The sequence below is a fragment of the Oikeobacillus pervagus genome, from assembly GCF_030813365.1.
In the GTDB taxonomy this organism is placed as follows: Bacteria; Bacillota; Bacilli; order Bacillales; family DSM-23947; genus Oikeobacillus; species Oikeobacillus pervagus.
The window spans coordinates 1-12,539 of record NZ_JAUSUC010000034.1 but is presented as its reverse complement, the minus strand read 5'-3'; the positions used below and the strand labels follow the sequence as shown (position 1 = coordinate 12,539).

Sequence of the window (12,539 nt, the reverse complement as noted above, 5' to 3'; positions counted from 1 at the left end):
GAAAATGCATCAAATATTGGATGTTTTTTGAAAAAAAAAATGAAGGAATAAGATAGATTTTAGATAGATTTGGAGGTTCAGCTGTGTCAAAAAAGTTAATCATCTCGGAAAAACCATCAGTTGCCAAAAATATTGCGGATGCGTTAAAAATTAAGACTAGAAAAGAAGGGTACTTTGAAGGTAAGGACTATTTCGTTACATGGGCTTTTGGTCATTTGTTACAGCTCTATGATGCCAAAGATTATGATGAGAGTATGACAAGGTGGAGTATGGACAACTTTCCATTTATCCCTTCCCACTTTCGCTATAAGGTAAAAAGTGATCCAAGAAATAAAGAGAAAGAAGATCTCGGTGCTAAAAAGCAGTTAAAAATCATTTATAGTTTGATCAAACGAAATGACATAGATACCGTTATTTCGGCATGTGATTTTGATCGTGAAGGACAGATCATTGGGGATACTATTATTTATAATCTTAAGACAAAAAAACAAGTTTATCGCTTATTACTGAACGAATGGACACCAAATGAAGTGATAAAAGGAATACGAAACCTAAAGCCTAATACAGAAATGAAACCTCTCCAAGATGCAGGAATAAGCAGACAATGGGCAGATTGGGTCATCGGAATTAATTTAACGTCTGTTGCTACATTAAAGTACCAAAAAGGTACAGGACAAGCTCTAAATATAGGAAGAGTACTCTTACCAACTTTAAAGATTATTTATGATCGGGATAAAGAAATAGAAAATTTTATACCAGAAACATATTTTAAATTGACTGCAACCTTTCAGACTAAGGATAACAAGGTGTATGAAGGAACGTATTTTGAGAAAAATGAGGATAAATTTAAAAATAAAGAAACCTTAGAGTTAATTGAACAGGCTCTTTCAAATCAGAAGTCAACTATCGTCGACAAAAAAGTAGAAAGAAAACGTGAATATCCACCTTATTTATTTAATCTTTCAAACTTACAAGGATATATCACAAGTAAATATAAAGGCTGGACTTCTGACAAGGTATTAAAAGTAGCACAGTCACTTTATGAAAAAAAGTATATTACTTACCCTCGTACAGCGAGTACTGTTTTAGAGGAAAGTTTAGTAGATAAAGCATCGAAGGTACTCGATAACTTAAAACAAGGATTACCTTATGCTGATGAATTAAATTTTATAAAATCTAAACGAGCTTTTGATAATTCTAAGGTTGAGAGTCATAGTGCCATTATTCCCACATATTTAATCCCAAAATCTTTAACTCAGGATGAGGAAATCGTTTATAATTCAATCAAAAATAGATTTATTATGCAATTTATGCCTGTTGCTGAGTATGAGGAAACAAAAATTATTACACAAGTTAATCATAGTGAGATAAAAGGAGTTTTCACTTCCAAAGGAAAAGTTCAACTTGCCGAAGGATGGAAAAAGGTCGAGAAAATTGAATCAAAAGATACGATTTTGCCATTTGTGAATATCAATGACATGGTGGACATAATAAACCATTCTATTTCATCTCACGTTACGAAACCACCGAAGCAACACACAGAAAAAACTCTTTTAAAAAAGATGGAAACATGTGGTAAAGGTCTCGATGACGAGGATAATGAAGAAATGTTAACGGCAATTTTAAGTGGTTACAGTATTGGAACACCTGCTACAAGGGCCGAAACGATTAAAAAATTAAAAGATGTCGGCTATATTACCACGCAAAATAAAAGTTTAATATGTACTGAACTTGGAAGAAGATTAGTAGAAACATTTCCAATTAAGGAATTGTTTGATTTGGAGTTTACAGGTCGGTTAGAAAAAACATTATCAGATATCGAAAAGGGAAAATTCTCAAAGCAGGAATTTCTTAACGTAATTTTTGATTTTACTTCTAAAGCTGTTGATAAAATTAAAAAGGAAGAACAAGTAATTATTCATGAAGTGGCAAGTGAAAAAAAGCAAATTGAGGTATTAGGCAAGTGCCCTGTCTGTGGCCATGGGGTTATCGAAGGCCAAAAAGGATTTGGTTGTAGTAATTGGAAAAACGGATGTAAATTTGTTATTTGGAAAAATGATAAATTTTTGGCAACGATGAAGAAAAAGCCAACGAAAACGATGGTAAAGTCACTATTGAAAAATGGAGTAGTGACAGTAAAAGGACTAACAAGTAAAAAAGGAAACAAATTTGATGCTGTTATGAGATATGAAAAGAATCAAGAAAACGAGTATTTCAGCTGGAAGATGGAGTTTAATAGGTAAATCTGTTTTACATTATGCAGGGTAAAGAGGCTGATTAATTAGTTTTTGATTAATTCCGTAGAACGGAAAAATTAGATATTTAACATATTCAAAATAAATTGCATAAAATGAAAATGAGAAAAAAATGTCCATTATCAGACCACCCTATGGGCGGTTGAATTTTTTTTGTTTTTATGAAATCAAGGATATGAGCCAAAAGAAAACACTAAAAATCATACATTAATTAAAGATAAAAAATAGAACTTGCCATAGTAAATAATTATATTGATAATAAAAAGAAATGGAACCATGACTTGCAAATTTAGGAGGGATAGTATACCACATAAAATTACGTTAACAGGAAAACCAGTGAGTTCATTACGGCAGAATGAGTCTTACTATACCTTTGGGAGGAGAAAGGCTCTCCACCAGCACCGAAGGAATTACCCAAGAGTTCAACTATTACATATACAGTTTTTATTAATCAAAAGCAGTTAAAGAAAGCCGAATTAACGGAAGAAAACATACAAAAAAAAGAGTCATGGTACAAGGTGAGCCAATCTTAGATGTGCCTGTTGATGATTGTCCAGGGGAAATTGGTGTTGTCTGTTTCCAAGTATCAATCATTCCTGAAAAACAGAAAGAAAAAGAATTAGATAAAGGGCGTCCAAAACCGACAAAAGAAGAAGTAAAAGTCGGAGTGCGATCAAAAGGCCCAGCAGATACGGAAGATTTCATTTCTATCGAACAAATCAATGTTCCTGAAGCGTTTTTGAACTCAACACCTAACCCTGAAAAAACACAGAAAGTTGTGGACTATGTCAAACGGACAGGCTATTTAGATGAGCCTATTACGATTAATCGGGAGACAAAGGTCCTCACGGATGGATATAGACGATATATCGTGGCTAAAAAAGTGAAATTAGATGCTAAAAACAAATTTAAAATATTTTATGAAACTACTTATTATGTATCTACTAAGTTCTTAATATAGTAAAAAACGGCAGAGGGAAAAAATCCTATGATCAACTAATAATTAAACCTCTGCTTTTTTTAAAAGGAATACTGTAGCAATCATCACAAACTCCATTATTATCTTGGTATTCCCGTTCATCCATTATTTCTTTATCACATTCAGAACATTTCAACGGCTGTTTCTCGACAGATTCTCCAATGCGATTCATAACCTCAACTCCTTTTTAATTTATAAAATTCTATATAAGTGGTTTATTCCCTGCTTAAAAAAGTACAGCTAAGCAAATGGCTACCCCTTATTTATGGGGTTAAGGGTAATTTTACTAGATTCTTATGGAAAAGAACTTGAAATTGAAAATAAAGTGATTGGAGAAATTATATTTGACTCTGAAAAGGAGATAGAATTTTTTATTTACTGTATTAAGACAAGCCTGCCATTAAACTTTCAATACAAAGTAATTAAAGAAGGATGATTATCAGTTAAAATGAATGCAGTTAACTAACTCATTTTTTTCATTAATACTAAAGTAATCATAAGTTTACTTTTTTAGGGAATGATAACTTTGTTAAATTACATAAATCATGTAAGGAAGGGAGAACAACCATGGATAAAAAATGATTCCTAATTCTTGTAAGTATACTTTTAACTGCCATGTTAATAGTGGGGTGTAATAACAATGATCAGAATCCACCACCAGATGATAACAATAATGTTATTGACAATAATGATGGGAACAATGATCAAAATGATATTACAGACCCTGAAAACGTACCAGGCGTAGATGAAGATGATAATATGTTTAAAGATGATGAAAATGATACATACCCAGATCTAGAAAATCCGATTGAAGATGCTGAAGATATAGGTGATAGGGATAACAAAGATGAATAAACGTTTTTTTAACAACTAATTAAAAACGCCGATGCTCCTTCAACGATAAAGGAAAATCGGCGTTTTAATTATTTGTTCTTGCCTTGTATTTGATTAAGTACTAATTCCTTCGAAAACTCAGTTACAGCTGTAGCCATTCTTTTCATTTGACCATTATTAGCCATGTTTTGGATTGGGGCAAATATATTTCTGTTTCCATTTCTTCTTGATCCAAAAACAGCAGCTACACTAACCCCTAAGCCTAATAAAGAGGCCCATAAATCTCCTCTATTGTTTCTTTTTCTGTTAAACATATTGAAAAGGTTTTGCTTTCTGCCTATATTAAAAAGATTGTTCACCCAGTTATTCAATATCAAATACTTCCTCGATCGAGTATTTGGAAGAGATAATGAATTACCCTTCCAAATTTAATATTTACATTCAAATGTTTGAATATACTGGCAATAATTTAATGGAATTTACAATTGTAACTGCTAAACTAGACTCAACAGTTTTCCACAATTAAGAGTAAACAGATTTCTACAAATAAGACTCAACAGTTTACTACTTTATTATACCTTTCGGTATACTTAGGCGGAGTATGTCGAAAGGGAGAGAACAGGAGTGGAAAAGTGGATGGTTTATCAAGAAGTACATCGTTTAAAGAGTATGGGCTTCTCAAAAAGTAAGATAGCAAGTAAATTAAAGATTTCTAGAAATAGAGTGATTGAATATTTAAACATGACCCCAGATGAATTCGCTGAATTTATAGCATCTTTACAAAATCGTTCTAAGAAACTAGATCCCTACAAAAATTACATAGTGACGTGGCTAAAAGAATTTCCAGATGCAACAAGTGCTCAAGTTTATGATTGGCTACAAGAAAAATATAATGTCGATTCAGTGGCTGAAAATACGGTTCGAAACTATGTAAATGACTTGAGAGACAAATATCATATTCCAAGAAAACCAATAGAAAGAATGTATGGCACTGTAGATGAACTACCGATGGGTAAACAGATGCAAGTAGATTTTGGAGAAATCATTGTGTTTACAGAGACAGGACAGAGAAAAAAACTTTATGTAGCCGGATTCATCTTATCCCACTCAAGATTTAAGTATATAGAGTGGTTAGATCGGTCACTTAGAACAGCTGACTTAATTAGGATGCAAGAAAATGCATTTCGATTTTTTGAAGGAATGACAGAAGAAATTGTTTATGACCAAGATCGTTTATTGGCAGTTAGTGAGAATTCTGGGGATTTAATTCTCACAGATTCCTTTTCAAAATACCATAAAACTAGAAAGTTTAAGATATATCTATGTAGAAAAAGCGACCCAGAATCAAAAGGAAAAATAGAACAAGTTATAAAATATGCCAAGAATAATTTTGCAAAACATCGCATCTATAAGGACCTAAACTCATGGCAACAATCTTCTTTGAAGTGGTTGAAAAGAACGGGGAACTATAAGGTTCATCATAATATAAAGAAAAGACCTTTCGAAGTGCACGCCCTCGAAAAGCAGCATCTTCAAAAGGTCAATGGAGATTATATTTTCGAAAATATCTCATCTATTAATATAACAAGAACAATCCATAAAGACAATGTTATACGTTTTAATGGAAATCGGTATAGTGTTCCGTTAGGAACATTTCAAATTGGGAGAGAAAATACTGCTTATATATCTGCGAATGAGGAAGAATTAAGTATCTACCTCCATCCAAACAGCAGTCCAATTGCGGTCCATAAATTATCGAAAGAGAAAGGAAAAGTCATAACAGACCCCTTACACCGACAACGATCTCAAACAAAGAAAGATAGACTGGCAGAACAAATAACAAAAGAATTAGCCGACACAAACGATGCAGCTTGGCTCGTAATGACCTTACAAAAGCATTATCCAAGACATACTATTGATCAATTAAAAGTGGTATTAAAAGCAGTTGAACAATACCCCCAATATGTTAATGAAGCAATAAAAGAAATGAAAAGGCTAGGATTAACCAGCGCGAATGATTTAAGAGATATCGCCATTTCATTGGAGATACAGAAACAGAAAGAAGTACCTAAAAAGCAATTAATCAATGAAAAATATAAGGATATGATAGCTCCTGAGCGTTCTCAAGATATCTACCTCCGAGTACTACAAGGAGGTAAATAAGATGACAGATTCCTATTTTGAGCTTCAACAAAAATCTAGAACCCTTAGATTAGCAGAAACCGCAAAGGAACTTCCAAATATGCTTAGGGAAGCAGAATCAAAGGGATGGACTTACTATGAATTTATTAATCAAGTACTCGGATATGAATTGAATTGTCGGGAAGAAAAGAATCGATCCAAGTTGATGAAATGGGCAGATTTTCCGCAGGAATTTACACTAGACCAATTTAAATTGGAGGAACAATCTGCGATTGGTGAGAAGCAAATAAATGTTCTCAAAGAACTATCTTGGATTGAAGAAAACTTCACATTAATTGTAATGGGACCACCTGGAGTAGGAAAAACACATCTCTCAACTGGGTTAGGGATTCATGCAGTTAACCAAGGCTATCAAGTTTCATTTGTATCTATGGATCACTTACTCTATATACTCAAGACAAGAGAATATATAAATAAATCAAAAACGAGATACAAAAGAATTACGACATCTGATTTAATCATCATTGATGACGTTATGTATATGGCATATGAAACACAAGAAGCGCAGCTTTTCTTTCAGTTTATCTATGATATGTATGACAAAACAGCATTCATCTTAACGTCTAATAAGGGGCCAGGTGAATGGGGAAAATTTTTAGGAGATACAACATTAACAACGCCGATCTTAGATCGCCTCCTCCATAGAAGTGAAATCATTACGTTCGATGAAAATCACGATAGTATCAGAATGAAATACAGACAGGCATTATTTAACGAGAAAGGTGTTGAATCTTAATTGGGATAAACTGTTGAATCTTAATTGCGGAAAACTGTTTAATTCTACTTGACGGTTACAACAATTCAGATTGTTAGTTAATGACAGCAATTTTCACATGTCATTGTAAACCATAGTTAACAAAAGGGATTACTGCTCTCAATGTTTGACTTTTTAAATCTCTGTAGGGGGTATAAACCTGATTATAAAAAGGGGTATAAAGCATTAGGAATCGTATCCTTCCTCAAATATTTACCTAAGATGATGTATCATATGTTGAGGTTAGATTTTGGTTTTTGCTTTATTAAACTTCCGCATTTCCCCAATAACTTATATACTTTCCTTTGCGTTAAATGACTCAAACAAACTGCAAAAAATCATTCTTTATATTAATCAACTAATAGTTCATTATAGAATAATTTGGTGCGGATGATTACCAATGACAGGGGGGAACTGTATCTCACAAAATCCCCCCCATAATTGCGTTTTGTATCATAGGGTTTCTAGAAAAGATTCATTGAAAGGGAGGAAATAAACATGGCTAATCAAATTGATACTAATAAATTGAAACAAGCAGAGGCAGTTACTTCTATTGTAAAAGATATGATCACTTCTGCAATTGAACAATCTGCTGCTAACACCACTCTTGCTTCAGAAGCATCCCCCTCTGTTAGGATAGGTGTCGTACGAACTTTAGTGTTATAGTTTAAGAAATAACACGGAGGTCAATCTTTTCCGATGAATAATCTTGGGATTTGATGTGCTAAGATATAGCCAGAAACCAATGATAGGCAAAACAAGGACGATTATTATCCAATTCAAAGCCTTGGCCGGACGACGAACTTCCCAAATAGCTATGAATAACATAAAGAACGTATTTAACATGTATAGATAAAAAATCCACTCCAACTAAAATTCCCTCCTTAGTTTTTCCATTATCATGTACAAACAATGTACACCATGTAGAAGTTTTATAACAACGAAAAGCAACGGTTTCAAAAAGGGATTATTGCCTTTTGCTTTGGGCATCTTCCAATCCATTCTTTACATTAATTAAGCCACTACCAAATTCGTGATCAGTTCCAGGGATTCCTAAATCATAAGTAGAATTCTTAATAATGTCTATTACTTCTTGGTTCGTTAAATTAGGGTTTACTGAAAGCAAAAGACCTGCTAGTCCTGCTACATGTGGTGAAGCCATAGAAGTACCTGAAAGGGCAGCATACTGCTGGTTAAAATAGGTGCTCGGAATTTGAACTCCGGGAGCTGCAACATCGATATAATCTCCATAATTTGAGAAGGGGGCACGTTGTCCGGTGTAACTTACGGCGGCGACACTTAGAACCTTAGAAAAAGCAGCTGGATAGCTCGGCTGCATAGTATTTTCATTTCCTGCTGCAGCAATCAAGACAACATTTTTACTGTATGCATAATCGATTGCCCCTTTTAAAAGGGAAGAATGCTGATAATTGCCTAAACTCATATTAATGACATCGGCTCCATGATCCACTGCCCAAAAAATCCCTTTTGCTATATCAAAAGTCGTCCCATGCCCTTCGGCACCCATTGCTTTTATAGGCATTATTTTGTTATACCAAGTGATGCCTGCAACACCTTCATGGTTGTTTGTTTCCGATGCAATGATTCCTGCTACATGGGTGCCATGCCCGTTGTCATCATCAGGGAAATTATTATTCAACAGTACATTATAACCATTTGTAATTCGTCTTCTCAAATCAGGATGGTCCAGATCAACGCCAGTGTCTATAACAGCAATAATGATATGTTCATCCCCTTTGGTGATATCCCAGCCTGCTTCTGCTTGAATTGCCGATAAGTTCCATTGGTATTGTTCTCTATATAGCAAATCATTAGGAAGTCCAATTTGATTTTGCAGATAAAGATAATTGGGTTCAGCAAATTCAACCATAGCCTGTCTGTTAAAATATTCAATAAGTTCCTTGGTCGAAAGCGTATTAGAACGAAAAACAATCGTAGAATTTAGCTTTTTAATGATAGTGCCATTTATCTCCTGTGTTATCCTTTTTATTTCCTTTGTTGAGGGAAGAGTCTTGAATGTAACGTTTACTTCTTTCTTAATATAATGACTCTCAGTTTTTTCATTGTGTTTAATTAGAAAAACGGAAGGATCATTTTTTAATTGATTCTTGATGGTTTGACCCATGGAAAGGCTGTTTATTTGAAGAACATTTTTTTCGTTTTCAACATTTTGGACATTGGTTATAGGGGGATTTAATTTGTTTTTGACAGCAACTGTTTTATTTTCGGGATTCTCTTTGTTTCTTGTATTTGGTACTATGAATAATAACCCTATGGATAGAAGAATAAGTACGGAAACAGTAACCAATAAGGACTTTCGTAATTTTGTCATGAGACACCTCTATAAATTTGTTATTAGAAAATGCTGCAATATAAGTATTAAATTTCTTATTAACATCCTTGAATCTTGATACATAAAGAACACCGTTTGAGAACAAACGGTGTATAAACTTATTCATCAATAGTATCTGGATCTGTTGCGTCTTCAGGATCTTCAATTGATTCTTCTGTATCAGGAGTGACATTATGTTCATCAATAGTATCTGGATCTGTTGCGTCGATTGGATCTTCAATTGGTTCTTCTGTATCAGGGGTGACATTATGTTCATCAATAGTATCTGAATCTGTTGCGTCGATTGGATCTTCAATTGGTTCTTCTGTATCAGGGGTGACATTATGTTGGTCAATAGTATCTGAATCTGTTGCGTCGATTGGATCTTCAATTGGTTCCTCTGTCCCTGGAGTTACATCCTCCGGTGGTGGATTATTATCGTCATCTCCATTATTACACCCTAATAACAAGAAAATTGAAAGAAAAACCGTTGATAAAAGTTTCATCCACTTAAGATTCATCTTACCGCCGCCCTTTCGATTGTTGTAAATTCTAAATTATTTTCTAGGTTGGTTAACAACTAACCAACCTTTTGTCTCGCATAACTATTGTTGTTTTACCTTGAGTTTATTCTTCTTGAACACGTGTTCTTTTATTGTATTACATTACCTCTATATGGATCTTGACTTTGCATGTAGTTAGAAAATTGCTGAACCGATTGTTGAATAGTTTGTGGAGTTTCTTTTTCCAAACCGTACCATCCGTTTTTAAACATTAAGTTATATAGATTGCGGTGACAGTCTTCTGTTTCTTGGGAAACAGACGCTATTGTACGATACAACGATTCATGGCTAGCTTCTTTTAATGCAGTCGAGTATGAGGAAGATATATATTTTTCCGTAGTTAAGGAATCGTTTAGAAAATCTCTATCGTTCATTTGCGGCGTCTTAGGGACTGGTGTTTCAGGGTTTTTAATCCTGTTTGGAGTATTATTTTCCACTATACTTTCCTCCTTATTGATTCATATTTTGTGAAGGTTGAGTTACATACTGTTGCATCTGTTGAAGCAGCTGTTGATAGTGTCGATCATGCATTTGTCCAGCTTGTTCAAGTGCTGCTCTTACTTCGGGATTTTGACATTGTTGAGCGAAAAAATGCATTTTCTTCATCGCAAGTAAATTCCAGCTTAACATATCGTTTACATAGAGATGATCCTTTGTTGACATTATTTCAGGCGGTTGTGTCATTAAAGCTTGTGCTTGTTGATTATTCATACCCGTCTGCATTTGTTGCATGATGTTTCCTCCTTGTTAACAATGTTGTAATCACTTGGTAGATTGCCACACAGCGGTCAAAAATATGCAGGTATTTTAGACTGGTTTTAAAGACCCCCCCACCTCTAGATAGCATTAAATACTCCCCACCTATACGCAGGTGGGGAGTATTTGTGGCTAAACTAAATATTAATTTATCCTATTCCAGATTCTGTCTAGGTCCAAGGCAACATATATTTTATCACCATTAATTTCCTTATGTATAATAGGATTGGAAAAATACTGATTTATATTTTTATTAAATTGCTTATACCTTGCTCGTGGTTTTGGTCCATATAAATCGTTTCAGGATAGCCCTTATACATACTCCGTCTACCTCTTTTTTAATTTTATGAAAAATACCAACTGCATCAATACTCCATTTCTAAATAAGCATACCAGTCTTGCTTCTCGAAAAGGAAAATCCCCCTCGAATTGTAAAACAATTGTACTTTAATCAGCTTTTACAAAAGTACAACCGTCAAATTTACCCTATTCTCTCTTCCTTGGTTTTTTTTGCCAAGAGTATTTTTTCCGAAAATGTATGAATAAATATTTCTATCTTCAAACATTCTAAGAAAGGTTTCAAAAAAAAATAATAGGAGGTGTTATTCATGTCAGTCATAAATGACGTTAAAACAGCTTTAGCCGGATTAAAAAGCGCTCAAGCTAGCTTTGAAACATTTGCTCTTAGTACAGATAAGGAACAAGCGAAGCAGCTTTACCAAGATGCTGCTAAACAAACCCAATCTGTTTTACAAAGCGTTGAACCACGCGTTCAACAAATCGAACAAGAAGAACCACAATATGCTCATGACGGAAACCAAGCTTCCCAAGGCAGTACGCAAGTGTCACAAGGTCAATACGGTACTGAGTTCGCAAGCCAAAATAATGCACAACAAGTAAGACAAAAAAACCAACATGCCCAGTCTTAAAAAATAAATAACTGAATCACACGTTTGTACAATTCTGAAGCTTTATGTCGCCAAAAATTTTTATGTGTTGATTCATTTGTTACCAATAAAAAAATCCTTAGCTAGATTAGAGGGGAGTTAAGACTCGCTCCCTTACTAAAATTTTTTTTAAAAATAAAAAGGAGCAATTGTTATGCGATTACCCGAAGACTTCAAAAGAGCTAGGCATAAAAAAGAAGAAGGGTTAAGTTTAGATCAATGCTTTTCACATCCCATTATACATAGGGAGATACGTGGGGATAAAGTATTCGTTCCATTAGATTTAAAGAGAATTTGGAATCAAATATAGCAACCGTTTGGATTAAACGGATATTTTATTTATTAAGAGAAAAAGGATATTAATTTAGTTTTCAAACCCTTACTTCATAATATTATTTTTAGATAAAAAATATGGATTACATTTGAATTATAAAGAAAACCATTTTTCATCATTCTAACAAAGGTTATTAAAAACATTAAAGGAGTCGTTATTCAATGACAGTAATAAATGATGTTAAGACAGCTCTAGCGGGATTGAAAAGTGCGCAGGCTAGCTTTGAAACATTTGCTCTTAGTACAGATAATGAGCAAGCGAAGCAGCTTTACCAAGATGCTGCTAAACAAACCCAATCCGTTCTACAAAGCCTTGAACCACGCGTTCAACAAATCGAACAAGAAGAACCTCAATACAAACAACAATAATTAAAAAGACAAAAAAAGGTTGGTCGAGTAAACCAACCTTTTTTACTCTCTCAATAATGGATAAAACACAGAGGTGATTTTTCATGATATATAAAATAACACTAGCATTGCATTAAATTAATTTTATTATTAAAAATACTCGAAATGTTCAATTTTATTGTTTTGCGCAAAGAAAAAGTCCTTTATAATGGATA

General features: G+C 33.9%; 15 protein-coding genes and 1 pseudogene. 9 read left to right on the top strand and 7 right to left on the bottom strand.

What is annotated here, in order from left to right; translation table 11 throughout:
* Positions 1 to 83: 83 nt before the first annotated feature.
* Entirely contained in the window at positions 84 to 2,243 is a 2,160-nt protein-coding gene (locus J2S13_RS12205; RefSeq protein ID WP_307258051.1) for a type IA DNA topoisomerase, read from the top strand.
* A 520-nt stretch (positions 2,244 to 2,763) separates the two neighbouring features.
* Positions 2,764 to 3,216 (top strand): ParB N-terminal domain-containing protein, encoded by a 453-nt coding sequence (locus J2S13_RS12200; protein WP_307258050.1) that lies wholly within the window; start codon positions 2,764 to 2,766, stop codon positions 3,214 to 3,216.
* A gap of 31 nt (positions 3,217 to 3,247) precedes the next feature.
* Here J2S13_RS12200 and J2S13_RS12195 read toward each other — a convergent pair whose 3' ends face one another.
* Positions 3,248 to 3,406 (bottom strand): hypothetical protein, encoded by a 159-nt coding sequence (locus J2S13_RS12195; protein WP_307258049.1) that lies wholly within the window; start codon positions 3,404 to 3,406, stop codon positions 3,248 to 3,250.
* Positions 3,407 to 3,849: 443 nt separating this feature from the next.
* Here J2S13_RS12195 and J2S13_RS12190 point away from each other — a divergent pair, with 443 nt between their 5' ends.
* Positions 3,850 to 4,089 carry a hypothetical protein gene (locus tag J2S13_RS12190; protein ID WP_307258048.1) on the top strand — a complete coding sequence of 80 codons (240 nt, stop codon included), beginning with the start codon at positions 3,850 to 3,852 and terminating at the stop codon, positions 4,087 to 4,089.
* Positions 4,090 to 4,157: 68 nt separating this feature from the next.
* Here J2S13_RS12190 and J2S13_RS12185 read toward each other — a convergent pair whose 3' ends face one another.
* The gene (locus J2S13_RS12185) at positions 4,158 to 4,439 is read right to left on the bottom strand and encodes a hypothetical protein (RefSeq protein WP_307258047.1); all 282 of its coding nucleotides are present in this window, start codon (positions 4,437 to 4,439) and stop codon (positions 4,158 to 4,160) included.
* 253 nt (positions 4,440 to 4,692) lie between these two features.
* Here J2S13_RS12185 and istA point away from each other — a divergent pair, with 253 nt between their 5' ends.
* The 3 genes from istA to J2S13_RS12170 all read left to right on the top strand — a co-directional run bounded on the left by istA (position 4,693) and on the right by J2S13_RS12170 (position 7,690).
* Entirely contained in the window at positions 4,693 to 6,231 is a 1,539-nt protein-coding gene (gene istA / locus J2S13_RS12180) for an IS21 family transposase (protein WP_307258046.1), read from the top strand.
* A 1-nt stretch (position 6,232) separates the two neighbouring features.
* Positions 6,233 to 7,006, top strand: coding sequence for an IS21-like element helper ATPase IstB (istB, locus tag J2S13_RS12175; RefSeq protein WP_307258045.1), 774 nt, complete (start codon positions 6,233 to 6,235; stop codon positions 7,004 to 7,006).
* Between the two features lie 516 nt (positions 7,007 to 7,522).
* Positions 7,523 to 7,690: a hypothetical protein gene (locus J2S13_RS12170; RefSeq protein ID WP_307258070.1), complete on the top strand. Its 168-nt coding sequence runs from the start codon at positions 7,523 to 7,525 to the stop codon at positions 7,688 to 7,690.
* A gap of 18 nt (positions 7,691 to 7,708) precedes the next feature.
* Here J2S13_RS12170 and J2S13_RS12165 read toward each other — a convergent pair.
* From J2S13_RS12165 to J2S13_RS12145, 5 genes and pseudogenes are all read right to left on the bottom strand, one after another.
* Positions 7,709 to 7,894 (bottom strand): annotated as a pseudogene (locus tag J2S13_RS12165) (PLDc N-terminal domain-containing protein); the annotation flags it as partial.
* A 97-nt stretch (positions 7,895 to 7,991) separates the two neighbouring features.
* Positions 7,992 to 9,377 (bottom strand): S8 family peptidase, encoded by a 1,386-nt coding sequence (locus J2S13_RS12160; protein WP_307258044.1) that lies wholly within the window; start codon positions 9,375 to 9,377, stop codon positions 7,992 to 7,994.
* A 119-nt stretch (positions 9,378 to 9,496) separates the two neighbouring features.
* A complete protein-coding gene (locus J2S13_RS12155) occupies positions 9,497 to 9,898 on the bottom strand; it encodes a hypothetical protein (RefSeq protein ID WP_307258043.1) in 402 nt (133 codons plus the stop codon).
* A 131-nt stretch (positions 9,899 to 10,029) separates the two neighbouring features.
* Positions 10,030 to 10,377 carry a spore coat protein gene (locus J2S13_RS12150; protein ID WP_307258042.1) on the bottom strand — a complete coding sequence of 116 codons (348 nt, stop codon included), beginning with the start codon at positions 10,375 to 10,377 and terminating at the stop codon, positions 10,030 to 10,032.
* Between the two features lie 13 nt (positions 10,378 to 10,390).
* Positions 10,391 to 10,663, bottom strand: coding sequence for a hypothetical protein (locus tag J2S13_RS12145; protein WP_034298115.1), 273 nt, complete (start codon positions 10,661 to 10,663; stop codon positions 10,391 to 10,393).
* A gap of 641 nt (positions 10,664 to 11,304) precedes the next feature.
* Here J2S13_RS12145 and J2S13_RS12140 point away from each other — a divergent pair.
* From J2S13_RS12140 to J2S13_RS12130, 3 genes are all read left to right on the top strand, one after another.
* Positions 11,305 to 11,625: a gamma-type small acid-soluble spore protein gene (locus tag J2S13_RS12140; protein WP_307258041.1), complete on the top strand. Its 321-nt coding sequence runs from the start codon at positions 11,305 to 11,307 to the stop codon at positions 11,623 to 11,625.
* A 172-nt stretch (positions 11,626 to 11,797) separates the two neighbouring features.
* Positions 11,798 to 11,953, top strand: coding sequence for a hypothetical protein (locus J2S13_RS12135; RefSeq protein WP_307258040.1), 156 nt, complete (start codon positions 11,798 to 11,800; stop codon positions 11,951 to 11,953).
* Between the two features lie 185 nt (positions 11,954 to 12,138).
* A complete protein-coding gene (locus J2S13_RS12130) occupies positions 12,139 to 12,345 on the top strand; it encodes a DUF1657 domain-containing protein (RefSeq protein WP_066231697.1) in 207 nt (68 codons plus the stop codon).
* The last annotated feature ends 194 nt before the right edge of the window (positions 12,346 to 12,539 follow it).